This is a genomic window from Streptomyces sp. HD (assembly GCF_028369295.1).
Lineage (GTDB): Bacteria > Actinomycetota > Actinomycetes > Streptomycetales > Streptomycetaceae > Streptomyces.
The window spans coordinates 37,018-61,233 of record NZ_JAQMYP010000053.1; the positions used below are offsets into that span (position 1 = coordinate 37,018).

The following is a 24,216-nucleotide window of genomic DNA, read 5'->3' on the forward strand; positions in this document are numbered from 1 at the left end:
TCAGCCCTTGTTGGCGCCGAGCGTCAGGCCGCTCACGAACTGCCGCTGGAGCACGAAGTACACGATCAGGGTCGGGATCGCGGTGAGCAGGGCGCCGGCGGCGACCAGGTTCGGGTCGGTGAAGTACGCGCCGGAGAGGTTGTTCAGCGCCGAGGTGATCGGCATGTTCTCGCCGGTCGAGATCAGCACCAGGGCCCAGAAGAAGTCGTTGTAGATCCAGATGGACAGCAGGGTCGCCAGGGCGGCCATCGCCGGGCGGCACAGCGGCAGCACGATCTGCCAGTACTGCCGCCAGACCGAAGCCCCGTCGACGAGCGCGGCCTCGGTCAGTTCGTGCGGCAGGGTGCGCATGTAGTTGCTGAGCACGAAGGCGCAGAAGCCGGACTGGAACGCGACGTGGATGAGGACCAGCCCGAGCGCGGAGTCGTAGAGCTTGCCGCTCATGGTGATGCCGGGCAGGTCGACCAGCAGGTACAGCCGGTACAGCGGGGTGATGATGACCTGCTGCGGGAGCAGGTTGCCCGCCGTGAAGACCAGCAGCAGCGCGAGGTTGAGGCGGAAGTCGAAGCGGCTGACGTAGAAGGCGACCATCGACGACAGGAACAGCGTCAACAGCACCGCCGGGACAGCGATGATCATCGTGTTGACGAAGTAGTGGCTCATGTCGGACTGCTGGTACGCGTTGGTGAAGTTGTCGAAGTTCAGCGTGTCCGGCCAGGACACGTATCCCTTCTCGCTCGTCTCCGAGTACGGCCGCAGCGCCGAGTAGACCGCCCAGGCCAGCGGCGCGAGCCAGGCCAGCGCCATGCTCGCCAGGAAGAGGTGCAGCAGGATCCTGCCGGGGCGGACGGGGGCGCGCTTCTTGAGCGCGACGGCGGGGGTGCTCATGCGCGCCGCTCCTTCCGGAAGGTGGCCACCAGGTAGGGGATGATCACGACGAGGGAGATCAGCAGCAGCACGACCGCGATCGCGGAGCCGTATCCGATGCGGCTGGACTCGCCGATGATGTTGTTGGTGACCAGGATCGAGAGCAGCTCGGTGCCCTCGCCGCCCTTGTTGAAGACGAAGACCAGGTCGAAGCAGCGCAGGGCCTCGATGATGGTGACGACCAGGACGACGGTGTTGGTGGGCCGCAGCGTCGGGAAGATGACGTTCTTGAACGTCTGCCACTCGGTGGCGCCGTCGAGCGAGGAGGCCTCCCGCAGCGAGGGATCGACGCCCTTGAGGCCGGCCAGGTACAGGATCATCATGTAGCCGGTGTGGCGCCAGGACGCGGCGACGAGGATCGCCCAGAGGTTGAGGTCCGGGTCGCCGATCCAGTCGATGTACTTACCCGGTTCATTGGCGCCGATGATGCTGTTGATCAGGCCGGTGTCGGGGTTGTAGATGAGCTGCCACACAAACCCGATGACAGCCATCGACATCACGACGGGCAGGAAGAACGCGGTCTGGTACACCCTGCTGAACCGGATCTTCTTGTCCAGTTGCACGGCCAGGAACAGGCCGAGCGGCGTCGGGATCACGATGAGCACGACGAACCAGATGACGTTGTGCTCGACGGCGGGCCAGAACTGCGGGTTGTTGGAGAACAGTTCCTTGAAGTTCTCCAGCCCGACCCACTTGATCGAGTCGAAGCCGATGCCGTCCCAGGTGGTGAACGCCAGCGCGATGGAGGCGAGGGCCGTCACCCAGACCAGGGCGATGTGCAGGATGGTCGGCAGGCCCGCCATCAGCCCGAGGGTGATCCGGTCACGACGGGTCAGCAGACGGCGGTGCCCTGAGGGCTTCTTCTTGGCGGGGGCAGCACCCGAAGGCGGCACGGCGGCCGCCTCCGGGTTCTCCTTGGTGATTTCGGTAGTCATGTGAATCCGCCGGATCAGCCGGACGCGAAGATCGTCTTCTTCTGCCGCTCGATTGAGGACAGCAGGCTGTCGACGCCCTTGGGGTCACGGATGAACTTCTGCAGCGCGGGCTGCATCACCGTCGAGGTGAAGTCGGGACGGCTGTCGCGGTCCATGAACTGCGTCAGGGACTTCGCGCCCGAGATCATCTCGTACGCCTTCTTCTGAATGGCGGTGTACGACGAGGTGTCGGCCTTGGTGGAGGCGTGGACGACGCTGGGGTCGGACTTGAGGTAGATGTCCTCGGCGTCCGAGGTGCCCAGGTACTGCAGCAGCTTGACGGCCTCGGCCTTGTTCTTCGGGCTCTTGCTCATCATGAAGCCGTCGGTCGGCGCCTCGACGGTGTCCTGCCCGTACGCCGGGTCGATCTCCGGGAAGGCGAAGAAGTCGAGGTCGTCCAGATCGGCCTTGTTGGTGAACTGCTGGGCCACGAAGGTGCCGAGCAGATACATGCCGGCCTTCTTGGAGGCGAGCGTCTGGGCGGCGTCCTGCCAGGTGCGGCCCATGGAGCCCTCCTGGTGGTAGGGGAGGATCTCGGCCCATGTGTCGAAGGCCTTGCGCACCTTGGCGTCGGTCCAGGACGCCTTGCCCGCCATCAGCTCGACGTGGAAGTCGTAGCCGTTGGTACGGAAGTTGATCTGGTCGAAGGTGCCCAGCGCGGGCCAGGCGTCCTTGTCGCCGAAGGCGATCGGGACGAGGCCGTCCTTCTTCATCTGCTTGCACAGGGCGACGAAGTCGTCCCACTTGGTGGGAACCTCGTACCCCTTCTCCTTGAAGACGCTCTTCCGGTAGAAGATCGCCCAGGGGTAGGAGTACAGCGGAACGAGGTAGTACTTCCCGTCCTCCCCCTTGCTGAGCTTGTGCATCGCCTCGGGGAAGTTGCCCCCGATGGTCTTCCAGACATCATCGATCGGCGTCGCGAGCCCCTTGGCCGCGAAGAACTGCATCCGGTAGCCGGCGAACCAGGTGAACACGTCGTCCGGCGTGCCCTGCAGGTAGGAGTTGATCTGCTCCTGGAACGTGTTGGAGTCCTTGGTGTTCACGTCGACCGTGATGCCGGACTTCTTCTGGTAGGCCGCGTAGATGTCCGCGAACGCCTTCTTCGGCACCGGGTCGGACGCCTTGGAGCCGAGGGTGACGGTCTTCGGGTCACTCGCCGTCCCACTGCCACCGCAGGCGCTGAGCAGCGGAATGCCGGCGCCGAGCAGGGCGGCACCTCCCGCGCCGCGCAGCAGGGTGCGGCGGCTGGGTGAGGGGAGGGAGAGACCGGAGGGGGAGAGGTCGCGCATCTACGGCTCCTGAAGGCAAGGTTCGATCATGAGGGTTGGGCTCGCCGAACTCCGTCGTAACCGATCAGAAATCAACTTGACCGAACACGGTGGCGCAATAACAGCCGTTTGTCAGGTCATGCGTCAAGAGATGTCGATCGCCGTTTTGGAAACGTGACCGACATCTCGAACTGTTGTTGAGCCACCGTGCGGCAGGGCTGAGCGGCTGAGCCGCTGTTCGCCGCCAGAAGCCAGGGCCTGTTGGGCCTAGCGCACGACCACGGTGCTGGTCTCGCTCACCTGATCGACCTCCGAGATGCGCACGGTCACCTTCATCTCCCACTTCCCGGCGATGGGGAGGTTGAGGAAGCTGTTGGCCCAGTAGCCGCCCTTGTCGGTGAGCTCGGCGTCGAGGGGGCCGATGTCCTTGCCCGGGTGGGTGAAGGAGATACGCAGCTCCGGGACGACGGAGACACCGCCGTCGGGCCCGTAGACGAGGGCCTCGATCGAGTTGTCGCCGACCCGGCCCGGGTCGAGCGTGACCTGCACCTTGCCGTGGCCGCCGGGGGTACCGACATCGAACGGAACGTCGGTGACTGACGCCCCCACCACGGCGGGAGCCTGCGCCGCCGCCTCGGCCTGCGCCCGGCCGGGGAGGGTGCTGGTGAGGACCGTGGTGACGGCGAGCACGACTGCACCGACGACGACTTCGGCGAGGACGGAGCGGCGGAGGGCTCGGCGGTGGGTGGGGTCGGGGGCGGGGTCGGGGTGCGGGGCAGGCTCGGCAGCGGGGTCGGGGCCGGGCTCAGGGGCAGCGTCAGGGGCAGGGGCAGGGTTCGCGGGGGCGGATGCCTTCGGCGGCTCGGAGGGCTCCGGCAACGGCGGGCCACCGACCACCTCGGGGACCTTCTCCCGTACGGCCTTCCCGGGTACGACCTTCTCGGGCACGGCCGCCGCCGTCTCACCCGCCGCCGTCTCACCCGCCGCCGTCTCGACCGCCGCCGTCTCGACCGCCGCTGTCTCGGCCGTCGCCGTCTCGGCTGTCGCCAGCCGCGCCGTCCACTGGCGGGAGGCGGCCGCGGCGCCGAGGAGCAGCACGACCGCCGCCAGCTTGAGGAGCAGGAGCCTGCCGTACGTCGTGCCGGTGACCGCGGCCCAGGAGCCGAGGCCGCGCCAGGACTGGTAGACGCCGGTGACGGCCAGGACGGTCACGGAAGCGAACGCGAGGCGCGAGAAGCGGGTGACCACGGCCGGCGTCAGACGGGCGCGGTACAGGGTGACGAGCAGGGCCGCGAGGCCGCCCAGCCAGACCGCGGTGGCGAGCAGGTGCAGCGCCGAGGACGTCATCGCCAGCGGCACCTGGATGCCCGCGGAGGCGTGCTCGCCGGCGGCCCAGGTGACGGCGAGGCCCGCGGCGAGGGCGGCGCCGGACCAGCCGTAGGGCTGACGGCGCCTGGACAGCCGTACGAGATAGACGGCGGCGACCAGCAGCAGGGCGAGGCGTGCCAGCAGGACCAGGCCGGGCCGACTGGTGAACGTGCGGGTGAAGGATTCGGCGCTCAGGGCCGCCAACGGCCCCTCACCCGTCTCGTACGGCCCACGCAGCACCAGCAGGGCAAGGGTGGCGGCGAGAAGCGTCCACCAGCCCGACCTGAGCAGTTTGGCGAGCACGGGGGCGTCGGGCGGGCGGCAGACGGCGATGAAGGTCGCGGTGCCGATGAGCAGGGCGGCGGCGAGGTAGGCGAGATAGCGGGCGAGGTTGTAGAGGCTCTTGGTGGCCGGGTCCTCGGTGGGCCCGGTGTCGACGGTGGCCGTCGTCAGGGAGGCTTTGCCGACGGAGAAGGTGAACGCCCCGGACACCGGGTGGCTGTCGGCCGACACGACCCGCCAGGCCACGGTGTACGTCCCCTGCCCCATCTTCGCGGGCAACGAGACCCGTGCGGTTTGGCTGCCTCCCTGCCCGTGCTGAGGCTCACCCACGCGCAGGCGACGCCCGTCGGGATCCAGGACGCGGAAGGAGTCGTCGAGCAGACCGACGGACTCCGTGAAGGTCAGGGTGAGGTCGCGAGGCGCCGACTTGAGGACGGCTCCGTCCTCGGGGTCGGTGGCGCGGAGGGCCGCGTGCGCCGACGCGGGTCCGGTACCGCCGAGGAGGAACAGGACCAGCAGGGTGCCCAGCAGCACCAGCCGTTGAAGCCCCCGCCGTCCGTCGGATCGGCGCCACGGTCGTCGTCGGTCATCGCACCCCACGTGTGTCACATCTCCGTCGTCGGACTTGAGGCCTCGGGGGTAGTACGGATACGGAGGCGTTCGGGCTCAGTGCACTCGCAACGGTTTGTCCGCGCGAGGGGAGGAGGCCGCCGGGGCCGGCCATGCGATTGACTGGCCCGCGATGACCGAACGACGCACGACACAGCGCGCGATACACGGGGGCCACGAAGTGCAGAGCAACGACGTTCCGTTGATACCGGACGCGACATGGCTGGAGGAACGGCTGGGCAAGGGCTCGCTCTGGCGACCGGACGAAGCAGATCTGCCGGCTGAACTGACCCATGTCCCTTCGCGGGAGTTCCTGCTCACTGTCGGATTCCCCGCCGTGCACCTCGAAGTCGTGGGGATCGACACGACGCACTTGCGGGACGAGGACGGGATGGAACCGTTCGACGCCGACGAGATCTACGGGGAGCGCTACCCCGACGACGACTCCCCGCCCAAGAACTTCTGCTTCACCATGGCCACCTGGTTCGACCAGCACCTGATGCTCGGCGCGGAGCTCGGTGGCATCACCCACTACGACCCCAACGGGTGGGATCACGGGGCCGGGTGGAAGGGAGAGGCCGCCGACGATCTCCCTCAACTGGCTGTGCTCTTCGGCCTGATCGCCGAGTCGAGCGACGCACTGGACTCGGCCGACGACGCCGTACGCGGGGGCGCCGCCACCGAGTTGCGGAGGCGGATGGCCGAGGTGGATCCGCTTGTGGACGACTCCGCGTTCTGGGACAAGATCTTTGAGTTGTTCGACTGAGTTGGACTGAGAACGCGGCCGACACGGAGGGCTCCACGCTCACCCGCTCACCCGCTCACCTCGAACCAGAGCAGCTTCCCGGCGCGATAGTCGAGAGTGCCGTCACCGAGTGACACTCCGCCCCAGCAGTCGGCATATTCCTGTACGAGGCGCAGCCCGCGACCGCCGTCGGCGTCCGACGGGGCGAGCGGGACGTGGTCGTGAGGCGGTCGGGCGAAGGGTGCGGGGACACGGGGGTGACTGTCCCAGACCCCAACGCGCAGACGTCCGTCGGCGAGTGCGGTAAGGCGCAGCGATGCGGGTCCGTTGGTGTGCAGGTAGGTATTCGTCACCATCTCCGAAGCCAACAGCTCGACGGCATCGAGCACTTCGGGCCTGCCGTGTCGACATGAGCGAACTGCCCCACGTCACGCTCCGAGTGATCCCTTTCGGCACGGACCGGTTCCCCACCACCGGCCAGTCCTTCGACTACATCGAGGGATCTGTCCCTCAGCTCGACACGGTCCAGCTCGACTCACACCACGGCGCCTGCGAATTCCTGGACGCCGAAGCACAGTTGAGCAAGTACCGGGCCGTACTGGACCGCGTGGAGTCCTGCGCGCTCGATCCCGCCAGGACACGCGACTTCATCCACCATCGCATCCAGGACCTCTGAAGGAACCACTCATGCAGACCCTCCATTGGCAGAAGTCCACCTACAGCGGCGACGGCTCGAACTGCGTCGAGATAGCCGCCACCCCCACCACCATCCACATCCGCGACTCCAAAAACCCGACCGGCCCCCACCTCACTCTCCGGCTCACCGCGTGGACGGGCTTCCTCTCACATGCGGCGACCGCAAGGCGGTAACACGCGCGCAAGTTCCCGCCCAACAACCAGGAGGCAACGCCGCCTGCGGGGCACTATGCCTCCGGTGCCTCGGAAAGGGTGATCGAGCCTCGGCCGATGTTGAGGTACTCCAAGACGTCTTCCAGGATGTCGATGTCGCCCGTCGTGATCGTCACCTGCGGCGCAATGGTGAAGTTGATGACACACCGCTGCGCCGCCAGGTTGTTCGTGGCCGACACCGCAAGGTCCAGAAGGGTCTTGATACCCACGGCTCTCTCACCCACATCCAGGTAACTTTTCCATCGCTTTGCAGTTACCTTACCAACACTTGACCTTTGATTGATTCGCCGCGCAAGTTGCCGCAAGTTCCTGGTTCCCGTTGGACGTTGAGCACAAGATCGAGCACAGACGCCCAACAACAAGGAGGCAGGCGATGGCTCTGATCAAACTCGGCCAGGACCCAGAGAGCCCGGAGGGCAAGTCGCCCACCATCTACCTAGATGACGAGAAGGGCACCTACCTGGTGCAGGGCTGGAAGGTCGACGACGAGGCTCGGCGTTCGCAGTTGGACCTTCCGGGCCACGAGGACGTGATCGAGATCCCGAAGCGCATGGTGCAGTTCTTCCCGGAGGTGAGGGACGGTGGCGGTGCTGACTCTTGAGGACCGACTGCGGAGCTGCAACCGCTCCGCCGTCCACCTGGAGATGCGCGACGAGTACATGCGCTCCGACCCTCGGTTCGCCGCCTGGCAGAACGGCGTCCGCGATGACCCGGCGGAGTGCGACCCAGAGCGCCGGCCATGGCTGCGGCTCGTCGCTGACCTCGTGGCCCAGGGTGTCGAGGTACGCAGGGCCAGGATCGTGTCGGAGCCGGTGTCGGACTACATCCGGTTCGAGCACCACCTGACCGCCCCAACCGTGGAGGCAGGTGAGCAAGTGCGCTGGCTGCCTCGCCGTCGCGCATCCGGGCTGGCCCTACCCGGCAACGACTTCTGGCTCTTCGACGACAGCTCGGTCGTCTTCAACCACTTCGCCGGTGATGGAGAACTCGCTCCAGACGACGAGGAGTTCGCCGACGATCCGGGTGTCGTGAAGCTGTGTGCTGATGCCTTCGAGGCAGTCTGGGCCCTTGCGGTGCCACACGAGGACTACAGGCTCGCCTGATCCACAATCTGCAGGGTGACTTCATCCAGTGTTCAGCAGGCGCTGCAGGCCCTCGGCCGGCGTCTCCGCAAAATCCGCGCGGACGCCGGCCTTACGGCGCGAGAACTGGCCAGGCGGGCCGACTGGCACGAGTCGAAGTGCTCTCGACTTGAGAACGGGCGCACGTCCCCGTCCGACGCGGACATTCGGACGTACACCTACCTCTGCGGCGCCCAGGACCAGACCGCCGACCTGATCGCCACGACACGTGGCATAGAGGGCGCCCACGTCCAGTGGCGACGCTTGGAACGGGCAGGCCTTCGCCGCGTCCAACATTCTGTGACGCCCCTGTTCGAGCGCACCCGCCGCTTCCGCGTCTATCAATCCTGGGTGATCCCCGGCCTGCTCCAGTCGGCCGCCTACACCCGCGCCGTGTTGAGCACTGTGGCCAACCTCCGGGACGTCCCCGACGACATTAACGACGCCGTGGCCGTCCGCATGGACCGGCAGCGCATCCTGCACACCGGCGACCACCGTTTCGCCATGCTCGTTGAGGAATGGGTACTGCGCACCGTCATCGGCGACCACGACATCATGGCCGGAGCTCTCGGCCACTTGATCTCGGTTGCCTCGCTCCCTTCCGTCAGTCTGGGCGTCATCCCTCTCGGCACTCCGCGCGGCGCCGGATGGCCCGTCGAGTCGTTCACCATGTACGACGACGCGCAGGTGAACGTGGAACTTGTCTCTGCGCACCTGACCGTCACCCAGCCCGGCGAGATCGCGGAGTACACGAAGGCGTTCGCCGAACTGTCCGCCATCGCCGTGTACGGCACCCAGGCCAGATCGCTCATCACCGCCGCCATCGACGCGCTGGGGTGATCGCTGCGCAAGCTCGTGCAAGTCCGTAGATCGCCAAACCGCCGACTCCATACGGTCATTGCACCGAGATCCGAGCAGCCGTGGAGGCAGCGCATGGATACGCATCAGCCGCGCGATTACGGCCTGCCCGAACTACCGACCGATCCTTCCGCCGTGCCCGGCTGCTCGCACTGTCTGTCCTTTTCGGTCAGCAGAGAGAACGCACGGTCCAGAGGTGACTACAGCGCTGTGTCCGACGCCAACGTAGAGCTGCGTCAGCACCAAACAGAGGCGCACGCATCGTGAGCAGCGAAACCCGCGCGCCACTCTTCGCCGAACGGCCCTTGATGACGCTCCGGGTGTCGCGTGACTCGGGGCGGACGTGGGGTTCCGAGCAAGCCGTATTCGCCATGGATGACCTCCCACCTCTGATGATCCCCCAGTGGCCGCCCTGCCGGTGCCGACGCTGCACCGAGTTCGGCACACGCTGCAATCGCTGACACGAGCCGCATTCCCATGGACTCCCGCCCACCCCGGGCGGCGGCGGTCAGTCATGGCCGCGATCAGATCAGTTGAGCAGGAAGGCGCAGTAAATGCTGAACGGAACCGACCTGTACGCGCTCGACATCAACGAGGCCTCCTTCGTGAAGGCATACGGCGGCCCCTGCACCGAAGGCTGCGTGCCCCTCGCCCGCATCGGCGATGACGCCTGGGCCCTCGGCGACAGCAAGCGGCCCGACGCACAGCCACTCCGCTTCACCACGGAGGAACTGGACGCGGCCGGCATCGACCCTGCGCACTTCGGGCTGCAGGTCTGACCCTCCCCGTCCAGCAGTCGGGTCGGATTCCTGAATCCGGCCCGGCTGGCAATGCCAGAACGGGAACGACTGGTGCACCACCACGGCCATCTGTGGACCGGCCCCAAAGTCCGCTTCGACAACGAGGCCCTACGGCGACCCCCGCATCCCGAGCCGCCCCCGGCCGGAAGCGGGCCCGAGCTGATCCAGCGCTACCGCGAAGTGGCAGCGGAGTTCTCCGCCGTGGATCTCTCACGGTAGGCCCGGGCGACCGTGCCGGCAGCCAGCGCCAGGTCGGACGCCAACTGCCGGATGGTCGGCAGCCGTTCGCCCTCCGGCAGTCGCCCCGAGAAGATCAGGGTCGCGAGCTGAGCGCGGATCTGCTCGTAGGGAGGGACGGGACTGGCGGTGTTCACCCGCACGGTCGGGCCGGTCACTGCTGGGCCGCCTTCGGCGCGACGACCGTGAACAGGCACGAGATCGCGGTGCCCAGGGAGACCAGACAGACGGGAAGGAGGATCCAGGCGGCCACGCTGCCGAGCGTGCCGTCGCAGCTCAGTCCGCGCAGCGATCCGGCGGCGCTCCAGGCGGTGCCGGCCAGGGAGGCGGAGACCAGCATGCCCCAGGCCGCCGTGACGGCCAATGCCCGGTTCCGGCGCTCCTGTTCATCGCTGGGGCGGCGGGTGATGTGGCGCAGGGCATAGCCGCAGGCGCCGGTACCGAGAGCCAGGGAGACGAGGGCCGGAACGATGTAGAAGGATCCGGGCCAGGGACCATGGGACTCGGTCACGCCGGAGCAGGACATGGTCAGCGCGCGCCCCGCCCGGCCCATGTCGTCGGGGGAGCCGATCGCGGTCGCGGTGACGAGGAGCGCGATGAGCAGGGCCGCCTCGATGAACAGCAGCACTGTCAGCCGGGGCGGAACGTAGTCGCGGATCCGGCGGGGGGCGAGTCCGGCCGTGCGGACGGCGCCTTGAGGGCGGGCAGTGATGTATTCGCCGAGCAGCACACTGGCCGCGGCGCAGAGGCCGAACGCGGGTAGGGCGATGAGGACTCCGGTCCCGAGCCCGCCGGAGTTTTCGATCAGGCAGAGGGAGAGCAGGGCACCGGCGGTCAGACCGCCGAAGCGTGCGTAGCGGTCGGCGCGAGCGCGAGCCTGTGATGCGGGCGGAACGGTGTCGAACATGAGGGCCCCCGATGAGTGCACTTGTATCAAGTGATAGATACAAATCAGGAGTACAAGATGACCCGCCAGGGATCTTGTGTCAAATGCTCGGTACAAAATGCCAGGCGGAGGTCCGGACCACCCCGGACCAGGCGGCCGTGATGCCGTCGGCGGCCTTGACCAGGAAACCCCTTACCGCGCCAGCCGCACCGACACCCCACCGTCCACCACCAGGTCACGCCCCGTGACCCACGACACGAGCCCTGACGCCAGGAACACGCACGCGTCCCCCACGCCTCAACCTCCCGGCAATGACCATCACGGCGGGCCGAGGGTGCAGGGACGCACGTCCGTCAACGGCAATTGACACACCCATGATGTCAACCTAAGTTGACATCATGGGTAATCAAGCGCTGCTTGCCTGCGGGGTGGCCGCCGGCCCGCTGTTCACCGCCGCGTATCTGCTGGTGGGTGCCGGGCGCAGGGACTACAGGTCGCTCCGCCACCCCGTCAGTTCGCTTGCTCTGGGCCCCGCCGGGTGGGTGCAGTCCGTGAGCTTCCTCTGTGCAGGCTTACTCTCGTTGGCATTTTCAGCGGGGTTGTGGCGTGCTGGACCTTCCCGCCGGGGTGCGCTGCTGATCGGCGTATGGGCGGTCGGCCTGGTGGGCGCCGGCATCTTCCGGACGGATCCGGTGCGGGGTTACCCGCCCGGCACGCCTGATCGGCTGGAGCGCCACACCATCGCAGGCACACTGCACGATCTGCTCTCCCTGCTCGCCTTCCTCGCGCTTGCCGTCGCGTGCTTCCTGCTTGCCCTGCCGGGCTCGCCGGGGTGGGCCGTCTACTCGATCGCCAGCGGTGTGCTTTTCGCCACGACCATGGTGCTGGCCGGCGCCGCGTTCGACCAGAGTCAGCGATTGGCCGACCTCGGCGGACTGATCCAGCGCACCGCCATCACCATTGGCTGGACCTGGTTGACACTGCTTGCCATACGCGCCCTCCACACCTGAACTCCCCCACCACAAACACCCCCGCCAGCCGCTGCTGAAGGGCGAGCTCGCGAACGCGGGACGGCTTTTGGCTCACTCGGACGAATCCTGGTCGACGCCGGGCGCGCCGCCCTTCCTCCCCCGCGCATCGGCGACGGCGTACGGCAGCCCGGGCAGGAGCAGGGCCACGGCCGCCCACAGTGGCAGGGTGAACAGCTCCCCGTCGCCGTCCAGCCACAGGGCGAGCAGTACCGCGGCCAGGCAGGCGACCAGGCCGACCGCCAGGCCTTTGGCGAACCCCAGGCTGCCACGCCGCAGCTCCCAGGCGACCGTGACCGCTGCGACGATGGCGAAGAAGGCGACATCGTCCACGCTCACCACCCGTTCGGTGGTCCACCGGATCAGACATGAGATCAGCATCAGTGTGCCGATGGCGAAGCAGGCCAGCGCGGCCGTGCGCAGCAGTCGGCGGGCGAACGGAGCACGGGCCCGCGCCCAGGACGCGGCGAACTCCTTGACATCGTCGCCCACGACATCCTGGGGCGTGCGGCCTGCGGCCACCGCGTCCTCCAGATGTGCGGAGAGCTCGTCGAGCATCTCCCGGACGGAGGCGTCGTCGATGCCCCGGTACTCCCAGTTGCTGCGGCAGACCGCGAGTATCTGCTGGTTCGTCATGGTGCGCTGGTCCGTCATGGTGCGCTTCCCCCCGTGGGTTCGCTGTCGGTCAGAATCCGGCCCACACCGGCGCTGAAGGCCTGCCATACGGCCCGGCCGCTGCCCAGTTCGGCACGTCCCGCTTCGGTCAAGCGGTAGTACTTGCGTGGAGCGCCACCGCTGGCCGACGGGGCACGGTAAGAGGAGATGAACCCCTCCCGCTCCAGCCGGGCGAGCAACGGATAGATACTGCCTTCGCTCACGAGGTCGAGTCCGTGGTCGGCCAGTGCCGCCACGAACTCGAAGCCGTAGCGCGGCCGTTCGGCGATCAGCGCGAGCAGGCACAGGTCGAGCACTCCGCGCAGAAGCTGGCTACGACGCTGGTCACCGACGGCGGGCAGGCCCTTTGTCATGCGGTACAAGATAGTCAGCCGTTGTCTTGCGCTGCAAGATACTTGCGGGACAAGACAATGATTGGCACGAGAATGAGTGGCCTCGGCTGCGGAGGCGGGTGGCGGGCCGGGTCACCACGTCGGCCGAGCCGACACCCCACCGTCCACCACCAGGTCATGCCCCGTCACCCACCCCGCGAGCCCCGAAGCCAGGAACACGCACGCGTCCCCGACGTCCTCCGGCCGCCCCAACCTCCCGGCCGGCGCCGCCCGTTCCCAGCGCCGCACCCCCTCCGGCCAGGCCTCCGCCAGCCCCTCCCGGTGGATCAGGCCGGGTGAGACCGAGTTCACGCGGATGCCGAAGGGGCCGTACTCCAGGGCAGCAGACCTGGCATGCATCACGACCGCCGCCTTGGACGCGGAGTAGTGGGCATGCAACGGCGCCGGATGGCTCGCCTCGATCGACGCGATGTGGGTGACCGAGCCGCCACCGTCCTGCTCCCGCATGATGTCCGCCGCGGCCTGCGTGCAGGCGAACACGCTCGACAGGTTGGTGTCGACGACCGCCCGCCACTCCGCGACGGACATGCCCCGCAGCTCCCGCGTCGGCTGCACCCCCGCGTTGTTGACCAGCGCCGTCAGCCGCCCGCCACCCCACTCGGCGGCCTCCCCCACCACCCGCAGGCAGGCGTCCTCGTCGCTCAGATCGCCCCGCACGACAACGGCCCGTCCACCCGACTCCCGGACCCGGGAGGCCACTTCGTCCGCCGCCTCCACCGCCGTACGGCAATGCAGCACGACCGCCGCGCCCTCCTCGGCGAACCGCCACGCGATCCCCCGCCCGATGCCCCCGCCCGCGCCCGTGACCAGGGCGACCTGTCCGTCCAGGAGTCCGTTCATGGGCGGCACAGTGTCTCGATGCGGGCGGTCTCGGAGGGGTAGCGCGCCGTCAGCTCGGCCAGGTCGCCGTGCTCGTAGCCCTCGTAGGTGAAACCCGGTGCCATGGTGCAGCCGAAGAAGGTCCAGGATCCGCCCGCCGTCACCCGCGCCCCCATCCAGGTCCCGGCCGGGACGGTGAGCTGGATGTGCTGGCCGCGCGCCACGTCGGGGCCGAGCACGGCGGTGCGGGACGTGCCGTCCGGGGCGAGGAGCAGCATCTCCAAGGGGTCGCCGAGGTAGAAGTGCCAGACCTCGTCGGACGGGAGGCGGTGCAGGGCCGAGTAGTCGTCCGCGGTCAGCAGGACGACTATCGCCGTGCCCTGCGGCCGCCCGTCGGACCGCTCGGGCCCCGCCCAGGTCTGCCGGTACAGGCCGCCCTCGCGCGGGATCGGCTCCAGGGAGTAGTGCGCGACGAGGTCTTCTGGGGTCACGTCGGGAAGGCTACCCCCGGTTCAGGAAGGCGAGTTGGGCCTTCTTCTCCGGGATGTACACGTCCGGCAGGTCGACCTCCGGCAGCACGACGACCGGGCCGGCCGTGAAGCCCTGCTTGAGGAAGCGGGCTATGGCCTTCTCGTTCCTCACGTCCGGGTCGACGACCACCCGTCGGTGGTCCAGGGTCCGGAAGACGTACGACGCCACGACGGTCAGCAGCGCCGAGGTCCAGCCCGGTTGCCCGCCCTCGGGGCCGGCGGGGGCGATCAGCAGGTGGACGCCGATGTCGCCGGGCCGGACGTCGTAGCACTCGCCGACGCGGTCGGCCTCCGGCTCGTACGTCTGGAGCAGCGCGACCGGCTCGGCGTCCCGCAGCACCAGGAACGCGTGATGGGTGTCGAGGGTGGCCATGTGGGCGTAGATCTCGGACACCTGGTCCCTGGTCAGGCCGTTCATGCCCCAGAAGGTGGCCCGTTCCTGAGTGACCCAGCCGTGGACGACCTCGGCGTCGGCCTGCGGGTCGAGGGGCCGGACACGGACCGTTCCGAAGCCGTCGACACCCTGCTCGTGCACGGCCTCCACGCCTTCCACGCCTTCCACGGCCCCCGCGGCTCCCGCGGCTCCCACGCCTTCCACGCCTTCCACGCCTCCCACGCCTCCCACGCCTTCCACGCCTTCCACGGCCCCCGCGGCTCCCGCGGCTCCCGCGGCTCCCGCGGCTCCCGCGGCTCCCGCGGCTTCCACGGCTTCCACGGCTTCACGAACAGCGGCAGGGACGACCGCGGGCAGCTCAGACATCGGATTCCTTCTCCAGCTTGGTGAAATCGGTGACGACCGGGGCCAGGTCTCCCCGCAGCCACAAAGGGAGTTGGTCGCGGTGGTGGCCCGAACCGGGGATGCCGGAGGCACCCAGCGGGACCACCCACAGGCTTGCCTCGCGGTCGGCCAGGTCCCAGACGTAGCGGGCGGCCGGACCGCGCGCGCTCAGGTCGGTCAGGCCGGGGACGGCCGACGTGCACAGTACGCAGTCGTGGTCGCCGGAGAGGCCGGGCGCGTCGTACGACGGGTCGGGGAGGGCCCGCCAGGGTGCGAGGCGGTGGCTGTCGCCCCAGGTGCCGGTGGGCGGCTCGGCGGCCACCTCCTCCACCGCCGCGCGGACGGCCACGGCACGGTCGACGCCGTACAACTCCTCGGCACGCAGCAGGTGTTCGAGGGCGAAGCCGACCCGGGGGAGCAGGGCCAGCCAGGGGAGGAGGACCTCCGGGTAGGCGGGCGGGGAGGACAGCGCGGCGAAGGCGGGATGCGCGGCGATCCGCCGTACGACCGCTCCGCGCACCGCCGCGTACAGCGCCGCGGCCTCGCTGTCCGCGTCCATACGGCGGTCCCAGGCCAGGAGGGTCCGCCGGACGCGGTCGGCCTCGGGAGTGAGGGTGTCGACGGTGCCCAGGATCTCCAACAGGGGCTCCGCGGACGCCAGTCGGGTGTCCATGTGGATCGCCGGCATGTCGGCGGCCGACCAGCGGCCCTTCTCGCCGAGCAGGGCCGTGATGCGGTCGGCGCGGTGGGGAGGGGCGAACTCGATGCCGAGGGGTGCGGCGAGGCCGCGCTGGTTGGCCATGGCCGCGATGCCGTCGGTGAGCCCGCCGCGGGGCGTCTCGTGGCGGCCGTGCCAGTCGTGGCCGGGCTCCCAGGCGGGCACCAGCCGGGTGCGGTTGGCGGCGGAGCGCACCGGCACCCGCCCGGCGACGCGGTGCAGCAGACCGCCCTCGGTGTCGGCGGCCTGGAGGACGTTGACGGGCTCGGCCCACAGGTCCACGGCACGGTCGACGTCGGCGACCCGGCGGGCGCGCAGGAGGGGGAGGAGCGCGCTGAAACCGAGGTCGGCGGTGACGCGGGGTGGGTAGCGGAGGGTTACGGCGAGGGGCTCATCAAGGAAACCTTCCTGCACCCCTGTGCTCAGCCCCTCGTTCAGCCCCTCGTTCAGTCCTTCGCCCATCCCCTCGCTCAGCCCTTCCCCCATGCCTTCGCTCAGCGCATCACTCAGCCCCTCGTTGAGCCCTTCACTCAGCCCATCGGGCAACCCCTCAGGCCCCCCGATGATCACCGGCCCCCGCTCCGTCTCGATCACCTCGACCTCGACCGGCTCCTCCCCCGCGACCTCCACCACCTCGGTGTGCCGAGTGGCGCGCCGCCACACCCCGTCCGGGCCCAGGGCCTCCACGCCCGCCCCGGTGCGCCGCAGCCGCTCCCGGTACAGGTCCTGGTAGTCGGCCATGGCGTTGGTGATGGCCCAGGCGACCGTGCCGGTGTGGCCGAAGTGGGCGATGCCGGGGACGCCGGGGACGGCGAGGCCGATGACGTCGAACTCGGGGCAGGAGAGGTGGATCTGCTGGTAGACGCCGGGCTCTTCGATGAAGCGGTGCGGGTCGCCGGCGATGATCGCCTGCCCGGTGACGGTCCGCTCGCCGCTCACCAGCCAGCCGTTGCTGCCGGAGGTGCCGGGCCCGTCGATGGCGAACAGCCCCACCGCGTCGGCGCCGAGATGCCGCACGACCTGCTCACGCCAGAGCTTGGCCGGGAACCCGGCGAAGAGGATGTGGATGCCGAGCCAGACACCGAGCGGGGTCCAGGGCTCCCAACGGCCGGGCACGAGCCCGGTCCTGGCGAACTCCGGCGTACGGGCCGCCCCCGCCTCCAGCGCCTCGTTGACCCCGTCGACGTACGCCCGTACCCAGGCCGCCGTCTCCGGGTCCTGTCTCTCCAGCTCGGCGAAGCAGCGTCTGGCCGTGTCGTCGAGGCGGGCCCGTCTGACGAACCGGTCCCAGGGCAGGGCCTCGGCGCCGAGGAAGGACGCGGACGTCCCCTGCGACCGGTGCCGCTCCACCTCCAGCTGCCAGGCCCGGTCGAGGGCGGTCACCCGGCCCTGGGCGCGGGCGAGTTCGGTCACGTCGTCCGCGCGGAGATGCGGAATGCCCCAGGCGTCGCGGTAGATCTCACCCGTCATCCTGTGTCCCTCCAATGCTTTAGGTTAGCCTTCCCTAAGTAATCTGGGCAGGAATCGTACTTGAAGGGTGAAGGAACCATGGGGCAGGGGCACGGCTGGGAGGGCGCGGTCCTGAAGCTGCTGCGCGCGAAGGACTTCGTGTTCACGGTGACGGGTGCCGAGGACGTCACCGGGCAGTACCGCCGGGTCCACCTCGCGGACGGCGGCATGCTGGCGGCGACCGGCGTGCATCCCACGATGTGGGTCCGGCTCTGGTTCGACAACGCGGGCAAGCCGCACCAGCGCGCCTACACCCTGGTCGACCCGGACCCTGCGGCCGGCACCTTCAGCCTGGAGTTCGCCCTGCACGAGGGGCGCGCCAGCGACTGGGCGCGGGCGGCCAAGCCCGGCGACACCATCGAGGCGACGGTCCACGGCACCGACTTCACCAACCCTGACCCGGCCCCCTCCCACGTCTTCGCCATCGCCGACCCGGCCTCCCTCCCCGCCCTCAACTCCCTGCTCGGAGCCCTGGACTCGACTCCGGCGACGGTCTGGTTCGAGGGCGAGCGGGACGGCCTCCCCTTCCGCACCGAGCCCTCCCGCCACGACGTACGGACCCTGCCGAGGCGCGACGCCGGAGCCCACCTGGTCGCCCAGGTGAAGGAGACCCTGCCCGACCTGGTGAAGGGCACCCCGGACCCGTACGTCTGGATCGCCTGCGACACCGCCACGACCCGGGCCCTCACGTCGTACGTCCGCAAGGAGCTGGGCCTGCCGAAGCAGCGGGTGAACGCGCTGGGGTACTGGCGGGCGTGACTGGGCGCGGGGCGGTGGGGGACGGGTAGGGCTGCACCGTGTCGAAGCAGGGCGGCTGGGGGGGACGGACAGGGCCGCACGTGTCGACGTAGGGCGGCAGGGGGTCGGCGCGGAGCGGTAGGGGGTCGGCGCGGAGTGGGAGGGGGGCGGCGCGGAGCGGGAGGGGGGCGGCGCAGGTCTGCGGTGTGCCGGCGCGAGCGGTGGCGGCGCGAGGGCTGCGGGGTGGGAGTGGAGGGGGCATGATCGGGGCCATGGACGTCACCCTGCATCTCGCCCAGGACCCCGAGGCCGACGCGCTCCTCGGCCGCAGCCCGCTCGCCGCGCTGGTCGGCATGCTGCTGGACCAACAGGTGCCGATGGAGTGGGCGTTCAAGGGCCCCCGGACGATCGCGGACCGGCTCGGCGCGGACGACCTGGACGCGCACGACATCGTCGCCCAGGACCCGGACGCCTTCTCGGCGCTGCTGTCGGAGAAGCCGGCCGTGCACCGCTACCCGGGGTCCATGGCCAAGCGGATCCAGCAGCTGTGCCAGTACCTCGTCGAGCACTACGACGGTGACGCCGAGCTCGTCTGGAAGGGCGTCGACGACGGACGCGAGCTGCTGCGCCGGCTGGAGGACCTGCCCGGCTTCGGCAAGCAGAAGGCGCAGATCTTCCTGGCGCTGCTGGGCAAGCAGCTGGGCGTGGCCCCGAAGGGCTGGCAGGAGGCCGCGGGCGCCTACGGCGAGCCGAAGTCCTTCCGTTCCGTCGCCGACATCACCGGGCCGGAGTCGCTGGCCAAGGTGCGGGCCCACAAGCAGGAGATGAAGGCGGCGGCCAAGGCGGCGAAGGCGGCCCGCAAGTAGCGTCCGCCGTCGGCGGGGTGGCCCATCTGGCCCGTCCCGAATGGCGGAGCGGGCGGGGGCGTTCCCAGCATGGAGCATGAGCGAGGCACCGACCGGCCCTGCCGGGGGCCGGGACTACGACGACCGCCGGGTGCATGCCGGCCGCCCGCACGGGCCGGGGACACCCCATGAGCCCGAGCCGCCCTTCGAGGGCCCCCTGCTCGCCCTGTCCCGCGCCGCCTGGCAGGTCGTCCTGCTCACCGGCGTCGCCTCCCTGGCCCTCGGCATCCTGATCCTCCTCTGGCCGGACGCCTCGCTGTTCGTCTCCGGCGTCCTGTTCGGCCTCTACCTCCTGATCAGCGGCGTTTTCCAGCTGATCGCCGCGTTCGGCACGCACAAGACGACCTCGCTGCGGGTGCTGGCCTTCATCAGCGGCGCCCTGTCGGTCCTGCTCGGCCTGTTCTGCTTCCGCCGCCCGATGCAGTCGATCCTGCTGCTCGCCCTGTGGATCGGCATCGGCTGGCTCTTCCGCGGCATCACCCAGACCCTGGCCGCCGCCTCCGACCGCTCCATGCCGGCCCGCGGCTGGCAGATCTTCCTCGGCGTCGTCACCGTCATCGGCGGCATCGTGCTGATCGACTCCCCGATCGAGTCGGTCACCGTCCTCACGCTGCTCGGCGGCTGGTGGCTGGTCGCGGTCGGCGTCGTCGAGATCGTCACCGGCCTGCGCATGCGGGGGCGGGCCCGCCAGGTCCCGCACGAGCCGTGATACGCGCCGCGCACCGGTACGCCGAGCGGGCGGATCTGCCGCCCGATGCGATGCGGGCCGTACGGCCACCGGGGAGATGACCTCCCGTGAGCACCGCACGACACCTCCCGCGCAGCCGCACCTGGCTGCGGATCCTCGTGCTGCTGCTCGCCCTGCTGGTCCCGGGCGCCCACGCGCACGCACACGCCGTGCCCGCCGCGGCCGGCGTCTCCGGCGAGGCCGCCGCCGAACAAGACGTCCTCGACACGATCCTGCGGCCCCCGGCCCGCACCGACCGCCGCACCCCCGTACGGCTACGCCTCCCCGCGCCCCCACCGCAACCGGCACCCGGCGTCGCCCCCGCGCGCCCCGCCCACACCGCGCCACCGCGGCCGCCGTACGTCCCCGAAATCCTCCGCACTGTGGTCCTGCGCTGCTGACAGACCCCGGCAACGAGCTCAGCCGAGGCCAGTCAGTACGACACAAGGAGCACAGTCATGCCCACCGACCACTACGCGGTCCTGCGCGCCCTGCTGCGCGCGGAAGCCGCCCGGAACGCCCCGAAGCCGCAGGCCAAGCAGGAGAAGCCGCAACAGCCCACACAGAAACGGACCGGCAGCTGACCCCGGCGCGGCGGAGGCCCCACCCGCAACGGGCCCGGGCCTCCGCCGCACCGCCCGCGGACCCACCGCCTCCGCCGCACCGCCCCGGAGACCGACCGGGTGATCTCCCGCCCGATCCGCGTACCGATCGACCGAGCGAGGGACTTGAACATGCCGTTCCCGACGACCTGCTCGACGACCTACTCGATGGCCTGCCCGTTGACCTACTCGATGGCCTGCTCGACGACCTGCTCGACGACCTACTCGATGACCTGCTCGACGACCTGCTCGATGACCTGCTCGATGACCGAGGGCGTCTCCTCCTGGCCGCCCCTACACTCCCCGGCCCGGCGCTCCCCTGCGCTTCCCTCCTCACCCTCCCCACCCTTCCGCTCCCAGCCCCTCCACCCCCCGGCCACCCTCACCGCACGCATCTCGTCCGACCCCGTCACCCCACGGAACGCCTGGACCCTCTCGCACGCCGACTCTCTGTCCACAGCCTGTGCATACCGCCGGTAAGCGCGGACGGGCGCCATCACCGCCCGCGTCACCACCCGCGCCTGCGCCCCCACCTCTCCGGCCCGTCCCGCCCTCACCACTCCGACACGCCCGCCCCGCACACACGGGCGGCACGGCGCGGGATCGATCGCCTCATCGGCTTCCGATCAGGTCCGTTCCGGCTTCCGATCCGGCCACGGTTCCCTCACAGCTCGCCACCTTGCCCCGTTTGGTCCCATCTTTTCCAGTCCCGCACTCCGTCGCCATGGCTGCGCCCGGAAGGTCTTGACCGGTAGGCTTTCCGTGTGATCTTCAAGCGCATCGGAAACGGCCGGCCGTACCCCGACCACGGCCGGGAAAGCACCCGGCAGTGGGCGGACGTCGCGCCGCGCCCGGTCCGCCTCGATCAGCTGGTGACGACCAAGGGGCAGCTCGATCTGGAAACCCTGCTCGCCGAGGACTCGACGTTCTACGGCGACCTCTTCGCGCACGTCGTGAAGTGGCAGGGCGACCTGTATCTGGAGGACGGCCTCCACCGCGCCGTGCGCGCGGCGCTGCAGCAGCGCCAGGTGCTGCATGCGAGAGTCCTGGAACTGGACTGACCCGGGCCGACGCCCCCGCACGTCAACCTGTTGGCCCTTTCGGGTTGGACTGAGCGGTATCGAATGATCATCCGGTAGGCATCGCCGCCCGGGCGCACTACGCTGCGCCCATGAGCATGCTGACTCCCCCGGGCATGGGCGGCCAGTACCGGATCAGGGGGAACAAGTACCCGCGGATGCGCCGTCCCCGGCACCGCGGCCGGCTCGTCGTTCTCGGCGTGGCCTCCGTAGCCGTACTCGGCGTGCTCGGCTGGGGCACACTGCAGCTCATCGACGTCTTCACCGGTGGCGGCAGAAAGGCTTCCGCAGCCGGTCCGAAGTCCGACTGCTCGACCGGGGCGACCCCCTCGCCCGCCGCCACGGCGTCGTTGCCCAAGCCTGCCGGGATCACGGTCAACGTCTTCAACGCCACCACCCGCAGCGGGCTCGCCAAGCAGACGGCGGACGAGCTGAAGAAGCGCGGCTTCAAGATCGGCGACGTGGGCAACGCGACCAAGGAGTACGACAAGAAGGTCAAGGGCACCGGCCTGCTGCTCGGCCCGACCACGGCCCAGAACAGCTCGCTGCCGGTCCTGGCCACCCAGCTCAAGGGCGCCGAGCTCCGCGCCGACACACGCGAGGGCAAGGACGTGGACCTGGTCCTGGGCACCCAGTTCAAGGCCCTGACAAAGCGGGTGGACGCCGACAAGGCACTGGCCGCACTGACCAACCCCAAGCCGACGCCCACCGACAAGCAATCCTGCTGAACAACGCCCTCATAGGGGCGCGGGGAACTGCGCGACAAGCCACAACGAACCCGCGGCCGCACACAACCCGCACCCCTACGGCGAATAGGCGAATCCCGCCCTACTCGGCCGCACCGTAAAGACGATCCCCCGCATCCCCCAGCCCCGGCACGATGTACCCGTGCTCATTGAGGTGGTCGTCCACCGCGGCCGTAACCACCGTCACCGGCGTCCCCGCCAGCTCCCGCTCCATCAGCTCGACACCCTCGGGCGCGGCGAGAAGCACCACGGCGGTCACGTCGTCGGCGCCCCGCTTGATGAGCTCCTGGATCGCCGCGACCAGCGTCCCGCCGGTCGCCAGCATCGGATCCAGCACGTACACCTGACGCCCGGAGAGATCCTCCGGCATCCGCGTGGCGTACGTGGACGCCTCCAGCGTCTCCTCGTTGCGGATCATGCCCAGGAAGCCCACCTCGGCGGTCGGCAGCAGCCGGACCATGCCGTCCAGCATGCCGAGGCCGGCCCGCAGGATCGGCACCACCAGCGGGCGCGGGTGGGAGAGCCTGACGCCGGTGGTGGAGGCGACCGGGGTCCGGATGTCGACCGCTTCGGTGCGCACGTCCCGCGTGGCCTCGTAGGCGAGCAGGGTGACCAGCTCGTCGGCGAGCCGACGGAAGGTCGGGGAGTCGGTGCGCTGGTCGCGCAACGTGGTGAGCTTGTGGGCGACCAGGGGGTGGTCGACGACGTGGAGACGCATGTCCACAACATTAACCGGGCCGGGTATGCCCGGCGCCCCCACGCGCAGCAAGCCCCGGGCCCCAGGTTCACTCCCGCGCTGGCATCAAACCGCCCATCGGAGGGAAAGTGGGAGGGACGTACCGGGGGTGGTGAGGCCATGCCTGAACCTGAGTCCGCAGAGGAACCCACGCAGGACACGCGCCAGAACGCGCGGCAGGACACGCGGCAGGACGCACGTCGGGACGCGCAGGAGGAGGCCGACGCCGCGCGGCGCCGGCGCCGCGCCCAGTTCCTGCGGGAACTCGCCGAGGCCCGCGAACTACGGGATCGCGTCCAGCCGCGCCGTGCCAAGGCGGCGCGCCTGCGGCATGCGATGCGCATGCGAACATTCCGCTGGTAGAGCGAGCCGCGAGGGAAGATCCGCAGCTCGTGGGGACGTTGGAGCGACAGGCGTGCTTGGACAGCCGGAAAAGCCGCGTACGATCCGCAGGTGGCAGCAACGAGTGTGCTGGTGAGTCCTTCACGGACATGCTCGCGACCCCCCTCGGGAGGACGCGATCAAAACTGCCGGACACAGGGAGCCGAAGACGTCCCCTGAACGCCTTGTTTCTGCCACGATTCCGAGTGGGTGGGGCTCGGACCCCGAGCCTCCCCACCCGCAACCTCCGCCGGGGGGAAGCCCAACCGGCACGCCTACGACCAGTGGGAGAGTCACGGTGTACTTCGCCGCACTGCTCGCGCGCACCGAAGACGGGTGGGAAGCGAGCGACACAGAGCTCGACGATGTGGAGACCCTGTCGGATCTGGCCGACCTGGCCCGTGAAGCCTCGCCCGAGGACGACACGGTGCTCGTGCTCATCGAGCAGGAGGACGCCTGGTTCGGCGTCGTCCGGATCGACGGCGAGGACGACCCTCGTATCTACGTCTCCGACGCCGCCGCCGCTGCCCGCAGCAGCTACGGCGAGATCCTTCTCACCGATGAACTGCTCGGCAGGGAGCCCGGCGACGACGGCGCCGATCTGGACTCCCTGGACCTCGACGGCACGGAGGAGCCGGACGGCGACTCCGACGACGAGGACGGGGGCACCGCCGAGGCGGTCCCGCACAGCCCCGTCGGCGACACCGAGATCCTCGACGACCTCGGCGTCGGCGAGAAGGAGCTGAAGGCTCTGGACGCCGATGACGCCCTCAGTGCGATCGCCGAGGCGCTGGGTGCCTCGGAGGTGCTGGAGACCGTCCGCTGACCTCGTCCGACCAGGGGTCGGCACCCGGGACGCCCTCGGTGCC

Annotated in this window: 30 protein-coding genes and 4 pseudogenes; 17 read left to right on the forward strand and 17 right to left on the reverse strand. The window is 69.6% G+C overall.

The features are described 5' to 3' along the window. The 4 genes from POF73_RS36795 to POF73_RS36810 all read right to left on the reverse strand — a co-directional run bounded on the left by POF73_RS36795 (position 1) and on the right by POF73_RS36810 (position 5,353). The gene (locus POF73_RS36795; RefSeq protein ID WP_272123571.1) at positions 1-888 is read right to left on the reverse strand and encodes a carbohydrate ABC transporter permease; all 888 of its coding nucleotides are present in this window, start codon (positions 886-888) and stop codon (positions 1-3) included. Then, positions 885-1,862 (reverse strand): carbohydrate ABC transporter permease, encoded by a 978-nt coding sequence (locus POF73_RS36800; RefSeq protein WP_272123572.1) that lies wholly within the window; start codon positions 1,860-1,862, stop codon positions 885-887. Before POF73_RS36800 ends, POF73_RS36795 begins: the two co-directional genes overlap by 4 nt. A 14-nt stretch (positions 1,863-1,876) precedes the next feature. Then, positions 1,877-3,190, reverse strand: a complete 1,314-nt coding sequence (locus POF73_RS36805) for an ABC transporter substrate-binding protein (RefSeq protein ID WP_272123573.1) — start codon at positions 3,188-3,190, stop codon at positions 1,877-1,879. 246 nt (positions 3,191-3,436) lie between these two features. Next, complete coding sequence (locus tag POF73_RS36810) at positions 3,437-5,353, reverse strand: copper resistance CopC/CopD family protein (protein ID WP_272123574.1); 1,917 nt, start codon at positions 5,351-5,353, stop codon at positions 3,437-3,439. Between the two features lie 256 nt (positions 5,354-5,609). On the opposite strand from POF73_RS36810, the gene POF73_RS36815 reads away from it, so the two are divergent. Then, complete coding sequence (locus POF73_RS36815; RefSeq protein WP_272123575.1) at positions 5,610-6,194, forward strand: hypothetical protein; 585 nt, start codon at positions 5,610-5,612, stop codon at positions 6,192-6,194. Between the two features lie 47 nt (positions 6,195-6,241). Here POF73_RS36815 and POF73_RS36820 read toward each other — a convergent pair whose 3' ends face one another. Beyond that, a complete protein-coding gene (locus POF73_RS36820; RefSeq protein ID WP_334313647.1) occupies positions 6,242-6,529 on the reverse strand; it encodes an ATP-binding protein in 288 nt (95 codons plus the stop codon). 47 nt (positions 6,530-6,576) lie between these two features. Between POF73_RS36820 and POF73_RS36825 the strand changes: the two are divergent. Then, positions 6,577-6,849, forward strand: a pseudogene (locus POF73_RS36825) (Scr1 family TA system antitoxin-like transcriptional regulator); the annotation flags it as partial. 11 nt (positions 6,850-6,860) lie between these two features. Then, positions 6,861-7,043 carry a DUF397 domain-containing protein gene (locus POF73_RS36830; RefSeq protein WP_272123577.1) on the forward strand — a complete coding sequence of 61 codons (183 nt, stop codon included), beginning with the start codon at positions 6,861-6,863 and terminating at the stop codon, positions 7,041-7,043. A 53-nt stretch (positions 7,044-7,096) separates the two neighbouring features. Here POF73_RS36830 and POF73_RS36835 read toward each other — a convergent pair whose 3' ends face one another. Further along, positions 7,097-7,291 carry a hypothetical protein gene (locus tag POF73_RS36835; RefSeq protein ID WP_272123578.1) on the reverse strand — a complete coding sequence of 65 codons (195 nt, stop codon included), beginning with the start codon at positions 7,289-7,291 and terminating at the stop codon, positions 7,097-7,099. 164 nt (positions 7,292-7,455) lie between these two features. Between POF73_RS36835 and POF73_RS36840 the strand changes: the two genes are divergently transcribed. The 4 genes from POF73_RS36840 to POF73_RS36855 all read left to right on the forward strand — a co-directional run bounded on the left by POF73_RS36840 (position 7,456) and on the right by POF73_RS36855 (position 9,840). Further along, positions 7,456-7,683 (forward strand): hypothetical protein, encoded by a 228-nt coding sequence (locus POF73_RS36840; RefSeq protein ID WP_272123579.1) that lies wholly within the window; start codon positions 7,456-7,458, stop codon positions 7,681-7,683. Continuing rightward, entirely contained in the window at positions 7,670-8,185 is a 516-nt protein-coding gene (locus tag POF73_RS36845; RefSeq protein WP_272123636.1) for a DUF6879 family protein, read from the forward strand. The genes POF73_RS36840 and POF73_RS36845 overlap by 14 nt, the downstream gene beginning before the upstream one ends. Before the next feature lie 15 nt (positions 8,186-8,200). Then, positions 8,201-9,043, forward strand: coding sequence for a helix-turn-helix domain-containing protein (locus POF73_RS36850; protein WP_272123580.1), 843 nt, complete (start codon positions 8,201-8,203; stop codon positions 9,041-9,043). Between the two features lie 572 nt (positions 9,044-9,615). After that, on the forward strand, positions 9,616-9,840 hold the full coding sequence (locus POF73_RS36855; protein ID WP_272123581.1) for a DUF397 domain-containing protein: 225 nt from the start codon (positions 9,616-9,618) through the stop codon (positions 9,838-9,840). Positions 9,841-10,058: 218 nt separating this feature from the next. Here the strand turns inward: POF73_RS36855 and POF73_RS36860 are convergent. The 3 genes and pseudogenes from POF73_RS36860 to POF73_RS36870 all read right to left on the reverse strand — a co-directional run. Next, positions 10,059-10,256, reverse strand: a pseudogene (locus POF73_RS36860) (GntR family transcriptional regulator); the annotation flags it as partial. Beyond that, positions 10,253-11,005 carry a hypothetical protein gene (locus tag POF73_RS36865; RefSeq protein ID WP_272123582.1) on the reverse strand — a complete coding sequence of 251 codons (753 nt, stop codon included), beginning with the start codon at positions 11,003-11,005 and terminating at the stop codon, positions 10,253-10,255. The pseudogene POF73_RS36860 and the gene POF73_RS36865, both read right to left, overlap by 4 nt. Positions 11,006-11,176: 171 nt before the next feature. Further along, positions 11,177-11,278: pseudogene (locus tag POF73_RS36870) on the reverse strand (SDR family oxidoreductase); the annotation flags it as partial. 104 nt (positions 11,279-11,382) lie between these two features. On the opposite strand from POF73_RS36870, the gene POF73_RS36875 reads away from it, so the two are divergent. Continuing rightward, positions 11,383-11,994 (forward strand): DUF998 domain-containing protein, encoded by a 612-nt coding sequence (locus POF73_RS36875; RefSeq protein WP_272123583.1) that lies wholly within the window; start codon positions 11,383-11,385, stop codon positions 11,992-11,994. A gap of 72 nt (positions 11,995-12,066) precedes the next feature. On the opposite strand, the gene POF73_RS36880 is transcribed toward POF73_RS36875, so the two are convergent. The 6 genes and pseudogenes from POF73_RS36880 to POF73_RS36905 form a co-directional block, all read right to left on the reverse strand. Further along, the gene (locus tag POF73_RS36880; protein ID WP_272123584.1) at positions 12,067-12,666 is read right to left on the reverse strand and encodes a hypothetical protein; all 600 of its coding nucleotides are present in this window, start codon (positions 12,664-12,666) and stop codon (positions 12,067-12,069) included. Then, positions 12,663-13,040: a PadR family transcriptional regulator gene (locus POF73_RS36885; protein WP_272123586.1), complete on the reverse strand. Its 378-nt coding sequence runs from the start codon at positions 13,038-13,040 to the stop codon at positions 12,663-12,665. Before POF73_RS36885 ends, POF73_RS36880 begins: the two co-directional genes overlap by 4 nt. Before the next feature lie 111 nt (positions 13,041-13,151). After that, positions 13,152-13,919 carry an SDR family NAD(P)-dependent oxidoreductase gene (locus tag POF73_RS36890; protein ID WP_272123587.1) on the reverse strand — a complete coding sequence of 256 codons (768 nt, stop codon included), beginning with the start codon at positions 13,917-13,919 and terminating at the stop codon, positions 13,152-13,154. Beyond that, on the reverse strand, positions 13,916-14,389 hold the full coding sequence (locus POF73_RS36895) for a cupin domain-containing protein (protein ID WP_272123588.1): 474 nt from the start codon (positions 14,387-14,389) through the stop codon (positions 13,916-13,918). The genes POF73_RS36890 and POF73_RS36895 overlap by 4 nt, the downstream gene beginning before the upstream one ends. After that, a pseudogene (locus POF73_RS36900) lies at positions 14,386-14,990 on the reverse strand (GNAT family N-acetyltransferase). Before POF73_RS36900 ends, POF73_RS36895 begins: the two are co-directional and overlap by 4 nt. A gap of 190 nt (positions 14,991-15,180) precedes the next feature. Continuing rightward, a complete protein-coding gene (locus tag POF73_RS36905; RefSeq protein WP_272123589.1) occupies positions 15,181-17,394 on the reverse strand; it encodes a penicillin acylase family protein in 2,214 nt (737 codons plus the stop codon). A 78-nt stretch (positions 17,395-17,472) separates the two neighbouring features. On the opposite strand from POF73_RS36905, the gene POF73_RS36910 reads away from it, so the two are divergent. From POF73_RS36910 to POF73_RS36930, 5 genes are all read left to right on the forward strand, one after another. Continuing rightward, the gene (locus POF73_RS36910) at positions 17,473-18,192 is read left to right on the forward strand and encodes a siderophore-interacting protein (protein ID WP_272123590.1); all 720 of its coding nucleotides are present in this window, start codon (positions 17,473-17,475) and stop codon (positions 18,190-18,192) included. Positions 18,193-18,443: 251 nt separating this feature from the next. Next, positions 18,444-19,037: an HhH-GPD-type base excision DNA repair protein gene (locus POF73_RS36915; protein WP_272123591.1), complete on the forward strand. Its 594-nt coding sequence runs from the start codon at positions 18,444-18,446 to the stop codon at positions 19,035-19,037. 76 nt (positions 19,038-19,113) lie between these two features. Beyond that, complete coding sequence (locus POF73_RS36920) at positions 19,114-19,785, forward strand: HdeD family acid-resistance protein (RefSeq protein ID WP_272123594.1); 672 nt, start codon at positions 19,114-19,116, stop codon at positions 19,783-19,785. An 86-nt stretch (positions 19,786-19,871) separates the two neighbouring features. After that, positions 19,872-20,204, forward strand: a complete 333-nt coding sequence (locus POF73_RS36925; protein WP_272123595.1) for a hypothetical protein — start codon at positions 19,872-19,874, stop codon at positions 20,202-20,204. Between the two features lie 57 nt (positions 20,205-20,261). Continuing rightward, positions 20,262-20,387: a hypothetical protein gene (locus tag POF73_RS36930; RefSeq protein ID WP_272123596.1), complete on the forward strand. Its 126-nt coding sequence runs from the start codon at positions 20,262-20,264 to the stop codon at positions 20,385-20,387. A gap of 239 nt (positions 20,388-20,626) precedes the next feature. Here the strand turns inward: POF73_RS36930 and POF73_RS36935 are convergent, their stop codons facing one another. Further along, on the reverse strand, positions 20,627-20,863 hold the full coding sequence (locus POF73_RS36935) for a hypothetical protein (protein WP_272123598.1): 237 nt from the start codon (positions 20,861-20,863) through the stop codon (positions 20,627-20,629). Positions 20,864-21,169: 306 nt separating this feature from the next. Between POF73_RS36935 and POF73_RS36940 the strand changes: the two genes are divergently transcribed. Both POF73_RS36940 and POF73_RS36945 read left to right on the forward strand, forming a co-directional pair. Beyond that, positions 21,170-21,466 (forward strand): type II toxin-antitoxin system VapB family antitoxin, encoded by a 297-nt coding sequence (locus POF73_RS36940; protein ID WP_003999914.1) that lies wholly within the window; start codon positions 21,170-21,172, stop codon positions 21,464-21,466. A 110-nt stretch (positions 21,467-21,576) separates the two neighbouring features. Beyond that, positions 21,577-22,212, forward strand: coding sequence for a LytR C-terminal domain-containing protein (locus POF73_RS36945; protein ID WP_272123619.1), 636 nt, complete (start codon positions 21,577-21,579; stop codon positions 22,210-22,212). 100 nt (positions 22,213-22,312) lie between these two features. Here the strand turns inward: POF73_RS36945 and upp are convergent, their stop codons facing one another. Next, a complete protein-coding gene (upp, locus tag POF73_RS36950) occupies positions 22,313-22,948 on the reverse strand; it encodes a uracil phosphoribosyltransferase (RefSeq protein WP_272123620.1) in 636 nt (211 codons plus the stop codon). 138 nt (positions 22,949-23,086) lie between these two features. Here upp and POF73_RS36955 point away from each other — a divergent pair, with 138 nt between their 5' ends. Further along, on the forward strand, positions 23,087-23,329 hold the full coding sequence (locus tag POF73_RS36955) for a hypothetical protein (RefSeq protein ID WP_272123621.1): 243 nt from the start codon (positions 23,087-23,089) through the stop codon (positions 23,327-23,329). A 316-nt stretch (positions 23,330-23,645) separates the two neighbouring features. After that, complete coding sequence (locus POF73_RS36960) at positions 23,646-24,173, forward strand: tRNA adenosine deaminase-associated protein (RefSeq protein WP_272123622.1); 528 nt, start codon at positions 23,646-23,648, stop codon at positions 24,171-24,173. Positions 24,174-24,216 lie beyond the last annotated feature (43 nt).